This window comes from Streptomyces sp. NPDC046203 (assembly GCF_040646255.1).
Lineage (GTDB): Bacteria > Actinomycetota > Actinomycetes > Streptomycetales > Streptomycetaceae > Streptomyces.
Genome location: NZ_JBEYZX010000024.1, coordinates 34,375 through 51,156 on the forward strand (window position 1 = coordinate 34,375; position 16,782 = coordinate 51,156).

16 protein-coding genes, 1 pseudogene and 1 CRISPR repeat array are annotated in these 16,782 nt (G+C 72.7%); of the genes and pseudogenes, 7 read left to right on the plus strand and 10 right to left on the minus strand.

Annotation, left to right across the window (positions count from 1 at the left end; all coding sequences use genetic code 11):
- Positions 1 to 239 precede the first annotated feature (239 nt).
- A complete protein-coding gene (locus ABZ990_RS18720) occupies positions 240 to 968 on the minus strand; it encodes a zf-HC2 domain-containing protein (RefSeq protein WP_361232255.1) in 729 nt (242 codons plus the stop codon).
- Entirely contained in the window at positions 965 to 1,723 is a 759-nt protein-coding gene (gene sigE, locus ABZ990_RS18725) for an RNA polymerase sigma factor SigE (RefSeq protein WP_361232258.1), read from the minus strand. The genes ABZ990_RS18720 and sigE overlap by 4 nt, the downstream gene beginning before the upstream one ends.
- A gap of 186 nt (positions 1,724 to 1,909) precedes the next feature.
- On the opposite strand from sigE, the gene ABZ990_RS18730 reads away from it, so the two are divergent.
- Positions 1,910 to 2,548 carry a class I SAM-dependent methyltransferase gene (locus tag ABZ990_RS18730; protein WP_361232391.1) on the plus strand — a complete coding sequence of 213 codons (639 nt, stop codon included), beginning with the start codon at positions 1,910 to 1,912 and terminating at the stop codon, positions 2,546 to 2,548.
- Positions 2,549 to 2,702: 154 nt separating this feature from the next.
- Here the strand turns inward: ABZ990_RS18730 and ABZ990_RS18735 are convergent, their stop codons facing one another.
- Positions 2,703 to 2,870, minus strand: coding sequence for a DUF3117 domain-containing protein (locus ABZ990_RS18735; protein WP_009997451.1), 168 nt, complete (start codon positions 2,868 to 2,870; stop codon positions 2,703 to 2,705).
- A gap of 319 nt (positions 2,871 to 3,189) precedes the next feature.
- Between ABZ990_RS18735 and ABZ990_RS18740 the strand changes: the two genes are divergently transcribed.
- Entirely contained in the window at positions 3,190 to 3,993 is an 804-nt protein-coding gene (locus ABZ990_RS18740; RefSeq protein ID WP_361232261.1) for an enoyl-CoA hydratase-related protein, read from the plus strand.
- A gap of 93 nt (positions 3,994 to 4,086) precedes the next feature.
- On the opposite strand, the gene ABZ990_RS18745 is transcribed toward ABZ990_RS18740, so the two are convergent.
- Positions 4,087 to 4,677, minus strand: a complete 591-nt coding sequence (locus ABZ990_RS18745) for a DNA-3-methyladenine glycosylase I (RefSeq protein ID WP_361232264.1) — start codon at positions 4,675 to 4,677, stop codon at positions 4,087 to 4,089.
- A gap of 212 nt (positions 4,678 to 4,889) precedes the next feature.
- A pseudogene (locus ABZ990_RS18750) lies at positions 4,890 to 5,174 on the minus strand (DivIVA domain-containing protein); the annotation flags it as partial.
- A 104-nt stretch (positions 5,175 to 5,278) separates the two neighbouring features.
- On the opposite strand from ABZ990_RS18750, the gene folP reads away from it, so the two are divergent.
- Positions 5,279 to 6,139 carry a dihydropteroate synthase gene (gene folP / locus ABZ990_RS18755; protein WP_361232266.1) on the plus strand — a complete coding sequence of 287 codons (861 nt, stop codon included), beginning with the start codon at positions 5,279 to 5,281 and terminating at the stop codon, positions 6,137 to 6,139.
- A gap of 166 nt (positions 6,140 to 6,305) precedes the next feature.
- Here the strand turns inward: folP and ABZ990_RS18760 are convergent, their stop codons facing one another.
- Together ABZ990_RS18760 and dapE are read right to left on the minus strand one after the other, a co-directional pair.
- Positions 6,306 to 7,070 carry a TIGR00730 family Rossman fold protein gene (locus ABZ990_RS18760; protein WP_361232269.1) on the minus strand — a complete coding sequence of 255 codons (765 nt, stop codon included), beginning with the start codon at positions 7,068 to 7,070 and terminating at the stop codon, positions 6,306 to 6,308.
- Between the two features lie 93 nt (positions 7,071 to 7,163).
- On the minus strand, positions 7,164 to 8,294 hold the full coding sequence (gene dapE / locus ABZ990_RS18765) for a succinyl-diaminopimelate desuccinylase (protein WP_361232271.1): 1,131 nt from the start codon (positions 8,292 to 8,294) through the stop codon (positions 7,164 to 7,166).
- Positions 8,295 to 8,332: 38 nt separating this feature from the next.
- On the opposite strand from dapE, the gene ABZ990_RS18770 reads away from it, so the two are divergent.
- Both ABZ990_RS18770 and ABZ990_RS18775 read left to right on the plus strand, forming a co-directional pair.
- Positions 8,333 to 9,313: a hypothetical protein gene (locus ABZ990_RS18770; protein WP_361232274.1), complete on the plus strand. Its 981-nt coding sequence runs from the start codon at positions 8,333 to 8,335 to the stop codon at positions 9,311 to 9,313.
- Between the two features lie 568 nt (positions 9,314 to 9,881).
- Positions 9,882 to 10,355 carry an ATP-binding protein gene (locus tag ABZ990_RS18775; protein WP_361232277.1) on the plus strand — a complete coding sequence of 158 codons (474 nt, stop codon included), beginning with the start codon at positions 9,882 to 9,884 and terminating at the stop codon, positions 10,353 to 10,355.
- A 305-nt stretch (positions 10,356 to 10,660) separates the two neighbouring features.
- On the opposite strand, the gene ABZ990_RS18780 is transcribed toward ABZ990_RS18775, so the two are convergent.
- Positions 10,661 to 11,755: a bifunctional succinyldiaminopimelate transaminase/glutamate-prephenate aminotransferase gene (locus tag ABZ990_RS18780; protein ID WP_361232280.1), complete on the minus strand. Its 1,095-nt coding sequence runs from the start codon at positions 11,753 to 11,755 to the stop codon at positions 10,661 to 10,663.
- A gap of 155 nt (positions 11,756 to 11,910) precedes the next feature.
- Entirely contained in the window at positions 11,911 to 12,231 is a 321-nt protein-coding gene (gene fdxA / locus ABZ990_RS18785; protein WP_010474859.1) for a ferredoxin, read from the minus strand.
- Between the two features lie 112 nt (positions 12,232 to 12,343).
- Between fdxA and ABZ990_RS18790 the strand changes: the two genes are divergently transcribed.
- Positions 12,344 to 13,402 carry a GNAT family N-acetyltransferase gene (locus ABZ990_RS18790; RefSeq protein ID WP_361232283.1) on the plus strand — a complete coding sequence of 353 codons (1,059 nt, stop codon included), beginning with the start codon at positions 12,344 to 12,346 and terminating at the stop codon, positions 13,400 to 13,402.
- Complete coding sequence (locus ABZ990_RS18795; protein ID WP_361232286.1) at positions 13,399 to 14,217, plus strand: transglutaminase-like domain-containing protein; 819 nt, start codon at positions 13,399 to 13,401, stop codon at positions 14,215 to 14,217. Before ABZ990_RS18790 ends, ABZ990_RS18795 begins: the two co-directional genes overlap by 4 nt.
- Positions 14,218 to 14,717: 500 nt before the next feature.
- A CRISPR array of direct repeats spans positions 14,718 to 15,173; the repeat unit is 29 nt; unit sequence GGGACCACCCCCGCGTGCGCGGGGACCAC.
- Positions 15,174 to 16,091: 918 nt separating this feature from the next.
- Here ABZ990_RS18795 and ABZ990_RS18800 read toward each other — a convergent pair.
- Entirely contained in the window at positions 16,092 to 16,655 is a 564-nt protein-coding gene (locus ABZ990_RS18800; protein ID WP_361232289.1) for a Uma2 family endonuclease, read from the minus strand.
- Between the last annotated feature and the right edge of the window lie 127 nt (positions 16,656 to 16,782).

Sequence of the window (16,782 nt, forward strand, 5' to 3'; positions counted from 1 at the left end):
CGGTGTCGTCCGCCGGTTCGGCCGGCTCTTCAGCTGTGGTGGTGACCGTGCCCGTACCCGTGCCTGTGTCCGTGGTCGAGCTCCGGCCCCACCACGTCGGCTTCCCGTTCTTCATGCGCTCCCCGCAACAGCTGACCCTGTCCGCGCCGCCCGCGTCGTCGGACGGCGCGCCCCCTAGGAACCGGCTTCCGGAATGCGGACGGCGGACCCTAGCCCCCTGGATTCAACCAGGTCGCCCGTCAGTGGTGGGAGGGGCTCGGGGCCGGGGTGGGGGTCGGGCCGGGTCCGGCCTGGTAGGAGAGCCGCAGCGTCGGATTCATGGGCGGCCGGGCGAACGGGGACAGCTCCAGGCGGACCGGCAGGATCGTCGGCGGCGCGGGCTCCGGGGTCGCGTCGCGGCGCGAACCGGACGCGAAGGTCGCCGGCGCGCGCAGCGGGGTCAGGTTGCTGCCGCCAGGGCCGGCGCGGCCGGTGTCGAGGGACATCGTGCCGCCCAGCGCGATCGCCGCGAACGAGACGGCGCTGGCCGCCGCGAACGCGAAGCGCCGGCCCCGCCACGGGGAACGGTCGCCGACCTCGTGGATACGGAATCCGGTGTCCGGGGTGACGGGCGCGGCCGTGGCGAAGCCGTCGGCGCGCACCCCGCCCTCACGCAGCAGGTCGGCGAACGGACCGCCCGGTCCGCCCGGTGGCCCGCCCGGTCCCCCGGGCCCCCCGTCGAGCGGTCCCCCCGGCAGCCCCTGGAGCCGGGCGAGGAAGCCCGCCGAGGGCGCCGGCGGGGCGCTGGACGCGAAGACGCTCTTCAGGGTGCGCTGGGCGTCGGCCTCGGCCTTGCAGCGCGGGCAGGTCGCGAGGTGCGCGAGGACCCGTTCGCGGTGGTCATGGCCGAGCTCGCCGTCGACGAGCGCGGCGAGCCGGTCCCCGAGGTGCTGTTCCGCGGGGGTCGGTGACGGACTGGTGCCGCTCACGCCGCTCCGCCCTCCCCTCCGACGGTGGCGAGGGCACGCTCCTGGCGCGCCTCGGGCGACCGGTGCTTGAGGGCCTTGCGCAGGTGCGAGCGGCCGCGGTGGATCCGGCTGCGGACCGTGCCGAGCTTCACTCCGAGGGTCGCGGCGATCTCCTCGTACGACAGTCCCTCGATGTCACAGAGCACGACCGCCGCACGGAACTCGGGCGCGAGGGTGTCGAGGGCCTGCTGGACGTCGGCGTCGAAGTGCGTGTCGTTGAAGGCCTGCTGCGGGGACGGCTCGCGGCTGGGCAGCCGCTCGGCGGCGTCGTCGGCGAGCGCGTCGAAACGAATGCGCTGCTTGCGGCGCACCATGTCCAGGAACAGGTTGGTGGTGATGCGGTGCAGCCAGCCCTCGAAGGTGCCGGGCGTGTACGAGGACAGGGAGCGGAAGACCCGGACGAAGACTTCCTGGGTCAGGTCCTCGGCGTCGTGCTGATTGCCCGTGAGGCGATAGGCGAGACGGTAGACACGACCGCTGTGGGTGCTGACGATCTCCTCCCAGCTGGGCGGCGTCCATGCCTGGGACTCCGCCTCGGAGGCGAAGGTCGCGGTGGTGGGCGCGGAGACGGCGGCGCGGGAACGGTCAGCGGTGTCGGTCACGGATTTCGGCTCACCCGCCGACCTGAGAAGACGCCGAAGCACTCCTCCCCGATCCACAGGCGCAGCCGCACCTCCCCTGTCGGCTCTGGTGGTGTCCAGTGGAGTCCCTACCATAGCCACCTCGCCCGTTAGCTCCGGATAAAACTCTTTACGCGAATTTGGGACGGGCTCACTCCGCGCTCCCGACACCGCTTCCTGCCTCTGTGAACGCGCGGTCCCATCTGCGGGTTCCCGCGTCCAGCGGATACAGTCGACGCCGTCCGTCAACTACGGGGACAGCCAGGGGAACAGGAGAGGGCCATTACCGCCAACCGGCAGACGAGCCTGGCGTTCGCCGACGCCTTTGTCGCCGAGGACGAAGCGCTGCTCTGGGCCCGTGACCGCGCCCACGAGGCGGGCGTTCCCTCGGTGTCCTCGGGCACCGGTGCCGCTCTGCGCCTGCTGGCCGCGACCGCGGACGCCAAGGCGGTGGCGGAGATAGGTACGGGCACGGGCGTGTCCGGGATCTATCTGCTGCTCGGCATGCGGCCGGACGGCGTGCTGACCACCGTGGACATGGAGCCCGAGCGCCAGGCGCACGCGAAGGCGGCGTTCCGCGCGGCGGGCTTCGCGGGCAACCGGGCCCGGTTCATCCCGGGCCGGGCGCTCGAAGTGCTGCCCCGGCTCGCGGACGGCGGATACGACCTCGTGTTCTGCGACGGCGACCGCCTTGAGCTGATCGACTATCTCGTCGAATCGCTGCGGCTGCTGCGGCCGGGCGGTCTGGTCTGCTTCGAGGGCGTGTTCGCGGACGGCCGCACGGTCGACTCGGCGGCCCAGCCGGCCGAGGTGCAGCGCATACGGGAGCTGCTGCGGACCGTACGGGAGAGCCGCGAGCTGCTTCCGACCCTGCTGCCGGTGGGCGACGGCCTGCTGTGCGCGGTACGCCGGGACACCTGACCCCTACCTGTTCCCGGCACGGTCCGGCACGTCACGGTCCAGTCCGGCCTCCGGCCCCGCGCGCGTACGCCCCGCCTCCGGCTCAGGAAACGCTTCTGCCCCGGCACGGTCGGAACCGTACCGGGGCAGAAGCGGAAAAAGCGACTGGGCGTGACTAGCCGACGACCTTCTTCAGCGCGTCGCCGAGTGCCTCGGCCTCATCAGGGGTCAGCTCGACCACGAGCCGGCCGCCGCCTTCGAGCGGAACGCGCATGACGATGCCCCGCCCCTCCTTGGTGACCTCGAGCGGGCCGTCACCCGTCCGCGGCTTCATGGCCGCCATGCTCGTTCCCCTTCCTGAAACCAGCTCATCGTCAGCATCGAACACGATTGCTTCCCGGTCATTATCCCGCATCACAGGACCCGATGACCAACATCAGCAGGCATCGCTTCCGCAACGCGCTTTCACAAAGCCACACATTTCACCGCTCCACCTGCGATACTTCGCCGCTGCCGGTCCCCTGCCGGGTGCTGATTTGTTGACGCAGCTCACATGCCGGGACCGGGCGGGCGCGGGGTGATCTCCGCCATGCTGTGGGGGTCCTTCCCCGGACGGAGTCCGGAGAAGGGGCGACGACGCGATGAAGCGAAGGGAACCCGCGATGGCCGACACGGTGCTGTACGAGGTGAGCGACGGACTCGCCACCATCACCCTCAATCGCCCCGAGGCCATGAACGCCCTGAACGTGGCGCTCAAGGTCGCGCTGCGCGACGCGGCCGAGGCCGCCGCCGCCGACCCGGCGGTCCGCGCGGTGCTGCTGACCGCGGCCGGCGACCGGGCGTTCTGCGTGGGCCAGGACCTGAAGGAGCACGTGGGCCTGCTCAAGGCCGACGAGGAGTCCGGCACCCGGCACACCATGGACACGGTGCGGGACCACTACAACCCGATCGCCCTGGCCCTGGCCGGGATGCCGAAGCCGGTCGTGGCCGCGGTGAACGGCGTGGCCGCCGGAGCGGGCTTCGGCTTCGCGCTCGCGGCGGACTACCGGGTGGTCGCGGAGACCGCCTCCTTCAACACGTCCTTCGCCGGGGTCGCGCTCACCGCCGACTCCGGGATGTCCTGGACGCTGCCCCGCCTGATCGGCCCGAGCCGCGCGGCCGACCTGCTGCTCTTCCCCCGTACGCTCACCGCGCAGGAGGCGTACGAGCTGGGCATCGTCAACCGGCTGGTCCCGGCGGAGCAGCTCGCCGAGGAGGCCGCGAAGGTCGCCCGCAAGCTCGCCGACGGCCCGACCTTCGCCTACGCGGCGCTGAAGGAGTCCCTGGCGTACGGCGCGGACCACTCGCTCGCCGAGGCCCTGGCGAAGGAGGACGAGCTCCAGACGAAGGCGGGCTCGTCCGAGGACCACCGGATCGCGGTGCGGGCCTTCCTCGCCAAGGAGAAGCCGAAGTACGTCGGCCGCTGAGCGTCCCGCTGAGGACTCGGCTCGTCCGGGGCCCGGTCACCCGGCCCCCGGACGGCCCCCGGGCGGGTCCCGGACGGGTCCCGCGGCGCGCCGTCAGCGGCCGGCGCCGCGCGCGAAGCAGTCCGTCACATGGTCGTCGACCAGCCCGCACGCCTGCATCAGCGCGTACGCCGTCGTCGGGCCGATGAACCGCAGGCCGCGCTTCTTCAGGGCCTTGGCCAGAGCCTTCGACTCGTCGGTGACGGCCGGGACGTCGGCGGTCGTGGCCGGGGCCGGGCGGCTCGCCGGGTCGGGGGCGTACGACCAGATCAGCGTGTCCAGTTCGCCGGGCTCCCAGTCCGCGAGCACGCGCGCGTTGGCGAGGGTGGCGTCGACCTTGGCGCGGTTGCGGATGATCCCCTCGTCGGCGAGCAGCCGGGTGCGGTCGGCCTCGCCGAAGCGGGCCACCTCGGCGATCTGGAAGCCGGAGAACGCCGTCCGGAAGGTCTCCCGGCGGCGCAGGATCGTGATCCAGGACAGGCCGGACTGGAAGGCCTCCAGGCACAGCCGCTCGAACAGGGCGTCGTCGCCGTGGACGGGGCGGCCCCATTCCTCGTCGTGGTACGCCACGTAGTCCTCGGTGGACAGCCCCCAGGGGCAGCGCAGCCGGCCGTCCGGCCCGGCGATGGCCTTGCCGTCGCTCATGATCGGCTCCCCATGGTCCCGCCGGCCGCCGTCTCGCCGGTGGCCGTCTCCGCGTCGCCGTCCGCCGGCTCAGCCGCCGTCCCGCCCGCCGTCTCGACCGCCGGCTTGTCCAGCGGCACACGCGCGTCCCCGGCCGCCTCCGCAGCCACGTCCCCGGCCTCGTTCCCGGCCGTCGCGTCCGCCGTCGTCTCGCCGTCCCGCCCCCGGAGGGCCGCCAGTTCCGCCTCCAGGTCCGCGATCCGGGCGTCCCGCTCGGCGAGTTCCGCGTCGAGCCGGTCCAGTACGTCGTCCACGTCGGCCATCCGGTAGCCGCGCGGGCCGACGGGGAGGCGCAGCGCCTCGATGTCGCCCCGGCCGATCGGGCGGTTCGGCGGCAGCGGATCCACCAGCTGTTCGGGGGCGACTTCGGGCAGGACCTCGCTCTCACCGCCGCCGACCACCGCCAGGGTGACCGCCGCGACGACCACGACCATCGTGATCAGCAGAAACCAGAACACCTGCGCGCCTCTCGCCGTCCGTGGAAATCGTCCGGTGCCGATCGTGCCATGCGCCACCGACGGTTAGGGTCGCAGGCGAACGGACGCGAGGGAGGACAAAAGGGATGCTGCGCTTGGGACGGCGAGAATTCGGGCCGCACGAGCCGGTGATCATGGCGATCGTGAACCGGACCCCCGACTCGTTCTACGACCAGGGCGCGACCTTCCGGGACGAGCCGGCGCTCGCCCGGGTCGAGCGCGCCGTGGCCGAAGGGGCGGCGATCATCGACATCGGCGGGGTCAAGGCGGGCCCCGGCGAGGAGGTCACCGCCGAGGAGGAGGCGCGCCGTACGGTCGGCTTCGTCGCCGAGGTGCGCCGCCGCCACCCGGAGGTGGTGATCAGCGTGGACACCTGGCGGGCGGATGTCGGCGAGGCCGTGTGCGAGGCGGGCGCGGACCTGCTCAACGACGCGTGGGGCGGGGTCGACCCTCGGCTCGCGGAGGTCGCCGCGAAGTACGGCGCCGGTCTGGTGTGCACGCACGCGGGTGGCGCGGAGCCGCGGACCCGGCCGCACCGGGTGGAGTACGAGGACGTGATGGCCGACATCCTGAAGGTGACGGTCGGACTCGCGGAGCGGGCGGTCGCGCTCGGCGTACGGCGGGACGGGATCATGATCGACCCGGGCCACGACTTCGGGAAGAACACCCGGCACAGCCTGGAGGCGACCCGGCGGCTCGGGGAGATGGCGGAGACGGGGTGGCCGGTGCTCGTCTCGCTGTCGAACAAGGACTTCGTGGGCGAGACGCTCGACCGGCCGGTCAAGGAGCGGGTGCTCGGCACCCTCGCGACGACGGCCGTCAGCGCGTGGCTCGGGGCCCAGGTGTACCGGGTGCACGAGGTCGCGGAGACGCGGCAGGTCCTCGACATGGTGGCGTCGATCGCGGGTCACCGGCCGCCGGCCGTGGCGCGGCGCGGTCTCGCATAGCGGGTCGGGTCGGGACGGACCGGGAGCACCGCACCGGGTCGGCATATGCGCCGTGTGCGCGACGTACGCGCGCGGGGCGGGCGGGGAGACCCGGGCGGATGAGCCGGACCGGGCGCCGGAGCGGCGGGACGGGCGGGGCAGGACACCCCGGCCGTCCCGGCGGGTCCTACCGCCCGTGCTCCTTCGGTCCCGCCTCCTTCGTCACCAGCGCCACCGCCTCGTCCACGTCGTCCGTCACGTGGAAGAGGAGCAGGTCGTGCTCGGCCGCCTTGCCGCCGGCGACGACCGAGTCGCGCAGCCAGTCCACGAGGCCCTTCCAGTACTCCGTACCGAACAGGACGATCGGGAAGCGGGTGACCTTCCGGGTCTGGACGAGGGTGAGCGCCTCGAACAGCTCGTCGAGGGTGCCGAGGCCGCCCGGGAGAACGACGAAGCCTTGCGCGTACTTCACGAACATCGTCTTGCGGACGAAGAAGTAGCGGAAGTTCACGCCGATGTCGACGTGCGGGTTGAGACCCTGTTCGAAGGGCAGCTCGATGCCGAGACCGACCGAGACGCCCTTGGCCGCCCGGGCGCCCTTGTTCGCCGCCTCCATGGCGCCGGGGCCGCCGCCCGTGATGACCGCGAAGCCCGCCTCGACGAGCGCGCGGCCGATGCGTTCGGCCGCGTCGTACTCCGGGGTGTCGGGCAGCGTACGGGCGGAGCCGAAGACACTGATCGCGCTGGGCAGTTCGGCGAGGGCGCCGAAGCCCTCCACGAACTCGGACTGGATGCGCATGACCCGCCAGGGGTCGGTGTGCACCCACTCCGAGTCGCCCTCGGCGTCGAGCAGCCGCTGGTCCGTCGTGCCGGGCTGGACCTGATCGCGGCGCCGGAGCACCGCTCCCAGCCGCTGCTCCACCGGCTTCACCGGCTCGCGGGAAACACCCATGGCCTGCTCCTCTCACCGTCCACTGATCGTCCCGGTCAGATTAGGACGCGCCAGGTGAAGAGGAATCGAATTGCCGGAATCATTCGGACGGAATCATTCGGTGAGCCAGTCGCGAAGTCGCGCCTCGCAGTGGTGGATCCGCTCGACGTGCACGTGCTCGTCCCGCTTGTGGGCGTAGAGCGGATCGCCCGGGCCGTAATTGACGGCCGGGACGCCGAGCGCGCTGAAGCGGGCGACGTCGGTCCAGCCGAACTTCGGCTGGGCGGTGCCGCCGACCGCCTTCATGAAGGCCGCGGCGGCGGGGTGGGACAGGCCGGGCAGCGCGCCGCCGCTCTCGTCGTCGATCACGAACTCGGCGATGTCGCAGTCCGCGAACACCTCCCGTACGTGCTCCAGGGCCTGGGCCGGGGAAATGTCGGGGGCGTAGCGGTAGTTGACGGTGACGACGCACGCGTCGGGGATGACGTTGGTGGCGACGCCGCCCTCGATACCGACGGCGTTGAGGCCCTCGTGGTACTCCAGGCCGTCGATGACCGGCTTGCGCGGCTCGTACGCGGCGAGGCGGGCGAGGATCGGCGCGGCGGTGTGGATGGCGTTGGAGCCCATCCAGGAGCGGGCGGAGTGGGCGCGCTCGCCCGCGGTGTGCAGCTTGACCCGCAGGGTGCCCTGGCAGCCGCCCTCGACCTGGCCGTAGGAGGGTTCGAGGAGGACGGCGAAGTCGCCCGCGAGCCAGTCCGGGTGGGCCTCGGCGACCTTGCCGAGACCGTTGAGGTGGGCGGCGACCTCCTCGTTGTCGTAGAAGACGAAGGTGAGATCGCGGTTGGGGGCGGGCACGGTGGCGGCGAGGCGCAGCTGGACGGCGACGCCGGACTTCATGTCGGAGGTGCCGCAGCCCCACAGGATGCCGTCGTCGTCGAGGCGGGAGGGGACGTTGTCGGCGATCGGCACGGTGTCGATGTGGCCCGCGAGGACCACGCGTTCGGAGCGGCCGAGGGTGGTGCGGGCGACGACGTTGTTGCCGAGCCGGTCGACGGTCAGGTGCGGCAGGGCGCGCAGGGCGTCCTCGATGGCGTCGGCGAGCGGCTTCTCCGTACCACTGACGGACCGGAAGTCGACGAGCGCGGCGGTCAGGGCGGCGCCGTCGAGCGCGAGGTCGAGGACGGGTGCCGGAGCGGAGGCGGGCTCGGGTTCGGAGGGGGTCGTGGAGGGAGCGGTGTCAGCCATGTGCCGACCCTAACCCCGCCTCCAGTACGGTGGAGCGCGTGTCCGAGCCCCGCCGTGTCCCCGTTTCCGCCCGCCGAGGGCGCGCCGCCCGGTTCACGGCGGCGTTCTCCGTGCTCGCCGGCCTGGCCGCCTATGTGACGCTGCACGACGTCACGGGCAGCATGGGCGCGCCGCGGTGCGTGATAGGCAGTGGGGACGGCCGTTACGAGTTCACCCCCGAGCAGGCGTCGAACGCGGCGACCATCGCGGCGGTGGGCAGCTCCCGCGGGCTGCCGGAGCGGGCGGTGACGATCGCGCTCGCGACCGCGCTGCAGGAGTCGGCGCTGCGCAACATCGAGCACGGCGACCGGGATTCGCTCGGACTGTTCCAGCAGCGGCCCTCGCAGGGGTGGGGGACGCCGGAGCAGATCCTCGACCCGGTGTACTCGTCGACGAAGTTCTACGAGGGCCTGGAGAAGGTCCCGGGCTACTCGCGGCTGCCGTTGACGGTGGCGGCGCAGAAGGTGCAGCGCAGCGGTTTCCCGCAGGCGTACGCGAAGCACGAGCCGGACGCCACGCTGCTGTCGGCGGCCCTGACCGGCCGCGCGCAGGCCGCTTTGGCGTGCACGGCCGATGTCGCGGAGACGGAGGGGCGGCCGGGCGATCCGCGGCGGGTGCGGGACGAACTGGTGAAGGCGTTCGGCACGCGGACCGCGCCGGAGGTCGAGACCGTGCCGGAGCAGGGCGCCGGGGCACCCGGCGCGGGCGCCCGGGGTACGGCCGCCGGCAAGGAAGCGGTGACGGGGCCGGCGGAGCTGTCGGTACCGGTCCACGAGGCGCGGGGTCCACGTGCGGAACGCGGCTGGGCGCTGGCGCAGTGGGCGGTGGCCCGGGCGGACGAGCTGCGGATCGCCGAGGTCGCCTACGGCGACCGGATCTGGGTCGCGAACACCTCCTCGGGCGGCTGGAAACCGGTGCGCGGCGACAAGGGCGTGCGGGGGACGGACGGTTCGTCGGTACGGCTGACGCTGGCGCGTTAGGGCGGGCGCGGGGGCGGACGCGGACGCGCCGAGCGGAGCCCGTACGGCGGCCGGGTCGGAAGTCCGGCATATGCCGTCGCGTCGGGGCGGGCGCGTGGCAGAGGACGACCGCCCCGGCATCACGGCCGGCTCATGACCGCCTCACGACTGGCATATGTGCCACGGACGGCTCCTCGGTACGGCATATGCCGACCCAACGGGACGGGCGCGCGGCCCGGAACGGCCATCCCGACCTCACGACCACCTCACGACCGCCCACAACCGGCATATGCACCCCGCACGGACCCCTCGGGCAGCCGTGCGACGAATCCCCCGGGCGCGTCATCCCGGGCACCGGCCCGCAGCCTCCCTCAGAGGGTCCGACCACCCGCTCCCCCACCCCCTCGCTCCCCTTGCGAGACAAGGGGAGTGACGGTTCGGCAGCCGCCGACACCTTGAGGCGTTCGTCCGCTTTCCTCCCCACCCGACAATACGACGCATTGCCCAGTCTTTACCTTCGGCGTCCGCAACCTCCCCCGCCCCGAGGCCGGTTGTCAGCGCGTCATATCCACTCCGCCGAAGGAGCATCATGTCCCTCCCCCTGACCCGTCGGATCGCCCGCGCCGCCCTCATCGTCGCGGCCGGCGCAACCCCCGTGGTCGGCGCGGCCGGCGTCGCGAGCGCCGCGGAGCACTCCCTCGCCCCGACCACCGGCGCCCTGACGGGGCTGACCTCCCTCGACACGTCCGGCGCCGGGAACGCCGTCGACGCCGCCTCGCAGACCGCCACCGGCACCGTGGGCAAGACCGGCGGCAAGGCCGTCGACTCCGCCGTCCCGGCCGCCGGCAAGGTCGTGGGCTCGGCGGGCAAGACCGCCACGCCCGCCGCCCAGAAGATCGTCGGCGACACCGCCGGCCAGGCCGGCAAGGCCCTCGGTGACACCGCGGGTGCCGCCGGCAAGGGCTCCAAGGGGGGCAAGGGTGCGGGCAAGGGCGCCGGTCCCGCCGCCGGTGCGGCCGGTGCCGCCGGCGGTCTGCTCGGCGGCCTGCCGCTGGGTGGCTGACGAGCCGCCACACCCTCGTGGAACGCGAAGGGCCCGGGAAGCACGTCGGACGTGCTTCCCGGGCCCTCGCCCGTTCCAGGCGCGTTCCAGGGTTCCGGGGGCTCCAGGGGCTCCGGGGGCGGCTTCAGGGCCCGTTCGGGACGGCTCAGGGCGCTTCCGGACGTACCCGGGGGCGGTGCCGGGGCGGCCGGGGCCCGTTTCGCCCGTTCCGGACGGCGCGGGGACGCTCGGACGTACCCCTGCGCCCGCCTCCGGACGGCGCGGGCCCGGCCCGGACCGCCCGGCCCGAACCGCCGGCCCCGGCATCAGCCCAGGCGCTTGACCGCCGCCTCGACCCGCTCGTCCGTCGCCGTGAACGCGACTCGCACGAAGCGCTCCCCCGCCGTCCCGTAGAAGTCGCCGGGCGCCACCAGGATGCCCTTGTCGGCCAGGTACGCCACCGTGTCCCAGCACGGCTCGTCCCGCGTGGCCCACAGGTACAGGCTGGCCTCGCTGTGCTCGATGCGGAAGCCGTGCGCCTCCAGGGCGCCCCGCAGGGCCGCGCGCCGGGCCGCGTACCGCTCCCGCTGCTCGGCCACGTGCGCGTCGTCCCCGAGCGCCGCGACCGTCGCCGCCTGCACCGGCGCCGCGGTCATCATCCCGCCGTGCTTGCGGATCAGCAGCAGCTCGCCCAGGACCTGCGCGTCACCCGCGATGAACGCGGCACGGTATCCGGCCAGGTTGGAGCGCTTGGACAGCGAGTGGACGGCGACGATGCCCTCGTACGAGCCCCCGCACACGTCCGGGTGCAGCACCGAGACCGGGTCGGCCTCCCAGCCCAGCTCCAGGTAGCACTCGTCGGAGAAGACCAGCACGCCGTGCTCGCGGGCCCAGGCCACGATCCGGGTCAGCTCGTCCTTGCCGAGCACCTTGCCCGTCGGGTTGGACGGCGAGTTGAGCCACAGCAGCTTCAGGCCGGCCGGGTCCAGCTCGGTGGGGTCGTCGTAGACGACGGGCTCGGCGCCGCACAGCCGCGCGCCCACCTCGTACGTCGGGTAGGCGAGCCGCGGGTAGGCCACCTTGTCGCCCGCGCCGAGGCCGAGCTGGGTGGGCAGCCAGGCCACCAGTTCCTTGGAGCCGACCACGGGGAGCACGTTCTCGTGGGCGAAGCCCACCGCGCCGAGCCGCCGCTCGCACCAGCCGGTGAGCGCGTCCCGCAGCTCCTTCGTCCCCCACACCGTGGGATAGCCCGGGGAGTCGGCCGCGGCGACCAGCGCCTCCTGGATCAGCGCGGGGACCGGGTCCACCGGGGTGCCCACGGACAGGTCCACGATGCCGTCCGGATGGGCGGACGCGGTGGCCTTGTAGGGCTCGAGGCGGTCCCAGGGAAAGACGGGAAGACGCGAAGAGACGGCGCTCACGGTGTGGCTCACTTCCTCGTACGTACGAAAGACGAAGGTCGAAAGTCGGAGGGCTGAGGTCGGAGGGCTGAGGTCGGAGAACGAGGGACGGGGGAAACGCAACGGTCCCGTACAGCGGCGAGGCCGTACGGGACCGGGCGGAATATCGGAGATGCTCAGCCGTTCTGCGGCGGCAGGGCGGCGATGAAGGGGTGGTCCCGCTCGATCAGGCCCAGCTTGGAGGCGCCACCGGGCGAACCGAGCTCGTCGAAGAACTCGACGTTCGCCTTGTAGTAGTCCTTCCACTCCTCCGGGGTGTCGTCCTCGTAGAAGATCGCCTCGACCGGACAGACCGGCTCACAGGCGCCACAGTCCACGCACTCGTCCGGGTGGATGTACAAGGATCGCTGGCCCTCGTAGATGCAGTCGACGGGGCACTCCTCGATGCACGCCTTGTCCTTCACGTCGACACAAGGCTGCGCGATGACGTAGGTCACGCTGTCATTCCTCCTCGATAGGGCTGGTCTGCGCGGGAGCGCGGCGTCGTCGATGCCCGCCCCTAGTATCTCCGTTCTCGGGGGCGATCCGAACAGGAGGGGCGCAGAAGGCGTGGAATTCATTGGTGGCGGACGTCTGTATGTCCGCATTACCACTGCTGACGTGGGAAAACGTGTCTCAGTTCGGTACGTGACAGACTCACGGATTCCCGGCGAGCGGTTCGCCGACGCGGTCGGGGTGCTCACCTCCTGGGAGTCCGGTGTGTTGGTGATCACACGGAGGACGGGGGAGATCGTCCGCGTCGCCGAGGAGAGCCTCGCCGCGGGCAAGGTCGTCCCGGCCGCGCCCGCGCGCCGGCGCGGCCCCGCCGCCTCGTTCGCCGAACTGGCCCGGGTCACCGCGCGCGGCTGGCAGCCGCTGGAGAGCGAGCCGCTCGGCGAGTGGACGCTGCGGGCCGCCGGCGGCTTCACCCGGCGGGCCAACTCGGTGCTTCCGCTCGGCGATCCCGGTCTGCCGCTGGACGCCGCGCTCGATCGCGTGCGCGAGTGGTACGCGGGGCGCGGGCTTCCCGCGTACGTGCAGGCCGCGACCGGCGCCGAGGGCACGCAGGAGGTGCTGTGCGCGGAGCTGGAGCGGCGCGGCTGGGTGCGCGAGGTGTCCGCCGAGGTGCGGATCGCGGGCCTCGCCCCGCTGGCCGACAACGGAGCCGACCTCGCGGAGGTACGGCTGGACCGGTCGATCGACGCTCCGTGGCTGGCCCGCTACCAGCGGTCCGCGGAACCCGGGCCGCATGTGACGAAGGTGCTCGGGAGTGGCCCGAGTGTGTGGTTCGCGTCCGTCGCGGGCACCGAAGACGTACCGGCGGCGATCGGACGCTGCGTGGTGGACGGACGCTGGGCCGGCTTCATGGCGGTCGAGGTCGCCACCGGGGAGCGCCGCCGGGGCCTGGCGACGGCCGTCATGACGGCGCTCGCCCGCCGGGCTCTGGAGGAGGGCGCCTCGGCGGCCTGGCTCCAGGTCGAATCGGACAACGACGGCGCCCGGGCGCTGTACGACGGGATGGGCTTCACCGTGCACCACCACTACCACCACTACCTCGACCGGTCCGCGACGGCGGACCTCCCGACGATGTCCGATCGGGGGCCGGGCGACCGGGGGACGGACGCGTGACGGACTGGCGGCAGGAGTTCGCGGAGGAGGCGCGGTCCGAGCGGCCCGACCTCGCCCGGCTCTGCCTGCTGGTCGGCGCGGTCGCGGACCCGGCGCTGACCCAGGTCGATCTCGACCTGGCGGAGGTCGAACTCGACCGGCTCGCGGGGCTGGTGCCGTACGGGACGCGGGGCGCGGAGGCGTGGGTGGCGGCCCTGTCGGACCTGCTCGGCCGGCGGGAGGGCTTCCAGGGGATCGGGGCCGACTACCAGCGCCTGGAGTCCTCGCTGCTGCACGAGGTGCTGAAGCGGCGGCGCGGGCTGCCGATCCTGCTGTCGGTGGTGTGGATAGAGGTCGCCCGCCGGGCGGGGGCGCCGGTGTACGGGCTCGGCCTGCCCGGCCACTTCGTCGTCGGCTTCGGCGACCCGGCCGACCTCCGGCTGGCCGACCCTTTCGCGGGCGGGCGGCCGATGACGGGCGAGGACGCCGAACTCATCGTGACCAGCGCGACCGGCGAGGCACTCGACCCGTCGATGCTGCGGCCGGCGACGGCGCCGTCGATCGTGCTGCGCATTCTCAACAACATCCGCGCGTGGGCGTCGTCCAGGCCCGAGCGGTCCGATGTGGCGCTGTGGGCGGTCGAGTTGTCGCTACTGCTGCCATCACATCCGGCGCGACTGCGGTACGAGCGAGCCGAACTCCTCGTGCAGCGCGGCGACTTCCTCACGGGGGCCGCCGAGATGGAGGCGTACGCGAAGGTGATGGACGCGGTGGAGCCGAGCGCGGCGGAGGCGATCCGGCGGAGAGCGAAGGCGGCGCGGGCGCTGCTGAATTGAGCCGCAGGGGGGAGGCGGGCGGGGCGTACGTGTCTGAGCGCGAGGTCCGGGTGGGTGTGACGTGGTGTCCGCCCTCCTTCCGAGAGTCGCGCCTTCCAGCGCCGCGTCAAGGGCGCTCCCTTCGGTCGCGTCGCTGCGCGATGGGCTGCGCCCACCCTTGACCCGGCGCCTCCAGACGCGAAAGACACTCTCGGAGGGCGGCCCAGGGGAAAGGTCCACGCGGGGGCGATGCTTTTGCGCTGGCCGCCGTAGGCGGGCGGCGGGCCGGTGGGTGGGGAGGGGCCCGGGTATCGCTCCGGTCGGCTTGATGGCCGTCCGCCGGTGGGGTGGGGCTCGGTTTGCGGCCCGGGCCGGCGGGACCCTGCCCGCCGACCCGGGGTGCGCAACAGTGCAATGGGGCGGCCCGGCACGGCTCAGCGAATGACCGCCGTCGGTGGGCTGGGATTCCTGCCCCGCTGGTCACCGCCGGTGCCACTGAAGAACCGGCAAGCGCCCGCATGGACATCACCCCCGCGCGCGCGGGGACCACGTGCCCTTGCACGACATGCGCGTCGCGAGCCCGGGACCACCCCCGCGTGCGCGAGGACCACAGCGCGCGGCGGGTGTAGTCCGTCGCCCACACGGGACCACCCCCGCGTGCGCGGGGACCACCTGCTGCTGCGCGAGCACCGATCGCTGCTTCGGGGACCACCCCCGCGTGCGCGGGGACCACGCGTTGACCTCAAGTTCCTTTCCGACCAGATCGGGACCACCCCCGCGTGCGCGGGGACCACAGCGGGACGACCTCGCGGTGGCCGCAGCGTCGGGGACCACCCCCGCGTGCGCGGGGACCACGAGTGCCATCCTCGCCGCCGACGATGTGGAGGGGGACCACCCCCGCGTGCGCGGGGACCACCGACGCTGGATCGCGGCGCCGGCCTCCGCGATGGGACCACCCCCGCGTGCGCGGGGACCACAGGAGCTGACCTGCGGCTTCACATCACCAGACCTTGGATTTTACCCACTTCGCCAAGGCGCGACTTAAGCCAGCATTCCAGCCTCAAATAGGGCAATTGTGAACTCCCGTGACTCCAAAGGCCCTCCCGGGCGCTCGCGAGCACACTAACTCGCACAGGACTCGCGTGACGGCAGGGGCGAACGGGGATGCTCGCGTGCGCAGCTCCTTCGTCCGGCGGATGGGTAAGTCGAAATCCCCGCCGAAAATGGGGCAGGAGTGAACTCCTGTGACTTCAGAGGCACCTTCGGACGCTCGCGAGCGCACTTACTCACCCAACCCGGGGTGGAAGGCGCGACTCCGCTCCCACCGTGGGGCGGGTGTGAACTCGTGTGACTCAAGAGGCGATTCCAGGGCCCTTCCCTCCGCGCGAGCGGGGTTTCCCCCCGCCCCACCCACCAAGGGTGACCAGCGGGGCATGAATCCCAGCCCGCCGACGGCGATCATCCGCCGAGACGGCCCGGGCCGCCCCACTCCACGACCGCGCACCCCGAACCAGCGGACACCGTCCCGCCCATCCCGGCCACAAACCGAGCCCCACCCCACCGGCGCACAGGCAACAGAGCCACCGGAGCGATACCCGGACCCCACCCCGACCACCGGCCCGCCACTCGCCCACGACGACCCGCCGACAAAACAACCCCCCGCGTGGACCCTTCCCCCCGGGCCCGCCCTCCGAGTGTGAAAAGGCCCCCCGCAGCCGGGCGGTCAAGGGCGAAGCGAAGCGGAGTCGCGCAGCGACGCGACCGAAGGGAGCGCCCTTGAGGGACCGGCGAAGGGGGCCACACTCGGAAAGAGGGCGGGCCACCACCCGAACCCACTGCACACGCCCACCCATAGGACCCGCCCTGACCCGCGCCCGCCCAAATCCGAGTCTCCCCTACCTCCGCGTCAGGCTCGCAGGGTCGATCTCGAAGGGGAACGGTGTGTCCAAACGCGTCGTCGCGCCCGCCAGAGCGGTCGTCCGCTCCACGTAACGGCCGCCCTCCAGTTCATGAACAACGAGCATGGGAGCGGGGTCGAACTCAAGCCGCCAGAAATACGGGATGGCCGCCTCTGCGTACAGCATCGGCTTGAACTTCCGGTCCACTGTGCGGTTGCCGGGAGAGACGAGTTCGATCACGAGCTGCACCCCCTCGGCATCGACACTGACGGCGTCCTCAGCCGTCGCGCCGGCGTCCGTCACCACCAGGTCGGGCACCACCAGCCCGGAGGGCAGGATGACGTTGATCGCCTCCAGTACCTCGACCGGCGCCTTGGCGGCCTGCGCCGCCCCATGCAACAACATCGCGAGCCTCAGAGAGGCCCGCTGGTGACGGATGCCGGGCGCAGGGGACATGACGAGGGACTCCCCCAGCAGCTCATAGCGGGTGGTGCGATCTTCGGGCAGTGCCAGGACATCGGCGACGGTCCAGGGCCCCGTGTGATCAATGGCGACACTCATTTCCCACCACCTCCTCGTCCGGCCGGCAGTCTCGGCGTGACCTCGACGGGCGTCATACGGCCAGCATAAAGCGCGCCCCGCACCGATGCCGGGCATCCGTGCGGGGCGCTGTTCAGGCGCGGGGGCG

What these genes read in the sequence shown, in the direction of transcription:
- sigE (WP_361232258.1), bottom strand. Translation starts at nt 1,723, where the DNA reads ATGGTAGGGACTCCACTGGACACCACCAGAGCCGACAGGGGAGGTGCG.
- ABZ990_RS18735 (WP_009997451.1), bottom strand. Translation starts at nt 2,870, where the DNA reads ATGGCGGCCATGAAGCCGCGGACGGGTGACGGCCCGCTCGAGGTCACC.
- ABZ990_RS18740 (WP_361232261.1), top strand. Translation starts at nt 3,190, where the DNA reads ATGGCCGACACGGTGCTGTACGAGGTGAGCGACGGACTCGCCACCATC.
- ABZ990_RS18745 (WP_361232264.1), bottom strand. Translation starts at nt 4,677, where the DNA reads ATGAGCGACGGCAAGGCCATCGCCGGGCCGGACGGCCGGCTGCGCTGC.
- folP (WP_361232266.1), top strand. Translation starts at nt 5,279, where the DNA reads ATGCTGCGCTTGGGACGGCGAGAATTCGGGCCGCACGAGCCGGTGATC.
- ABZ990_RS18760 (WP_361232269.1), bottom strand. Translation starts at nt 7,070, where the DNA reads ATGGGTGTTTCCCGCGAGCCGGTGAAGCCGGTGGAGCAGCGGCTGGGA.
- dapE (WP_361232271.1), bottom strand. Translation starts at nt 8,294, where the DNA reads ATGGCTGACACCGCTCCCTCCACGACCCCCTCCGAACCCGAGCCCGCC.
- ABZ990_RS18775 (WP_361232277.1), top strand. Translation starts at nt 9,882, where the DNA reads ATGTCCCTCCCCCTGACCCGTCGGATCGCCCGCGCCGCCCTCATCGTC.
- ABZ990_RS18800 (WP_361232289.1), bottom strand. Translation starts at nt 16,655, where the DNA reads ATGAGTGTCGCCATTGATCACACGGGGCCCTGGACCGTCGCCGATGTC.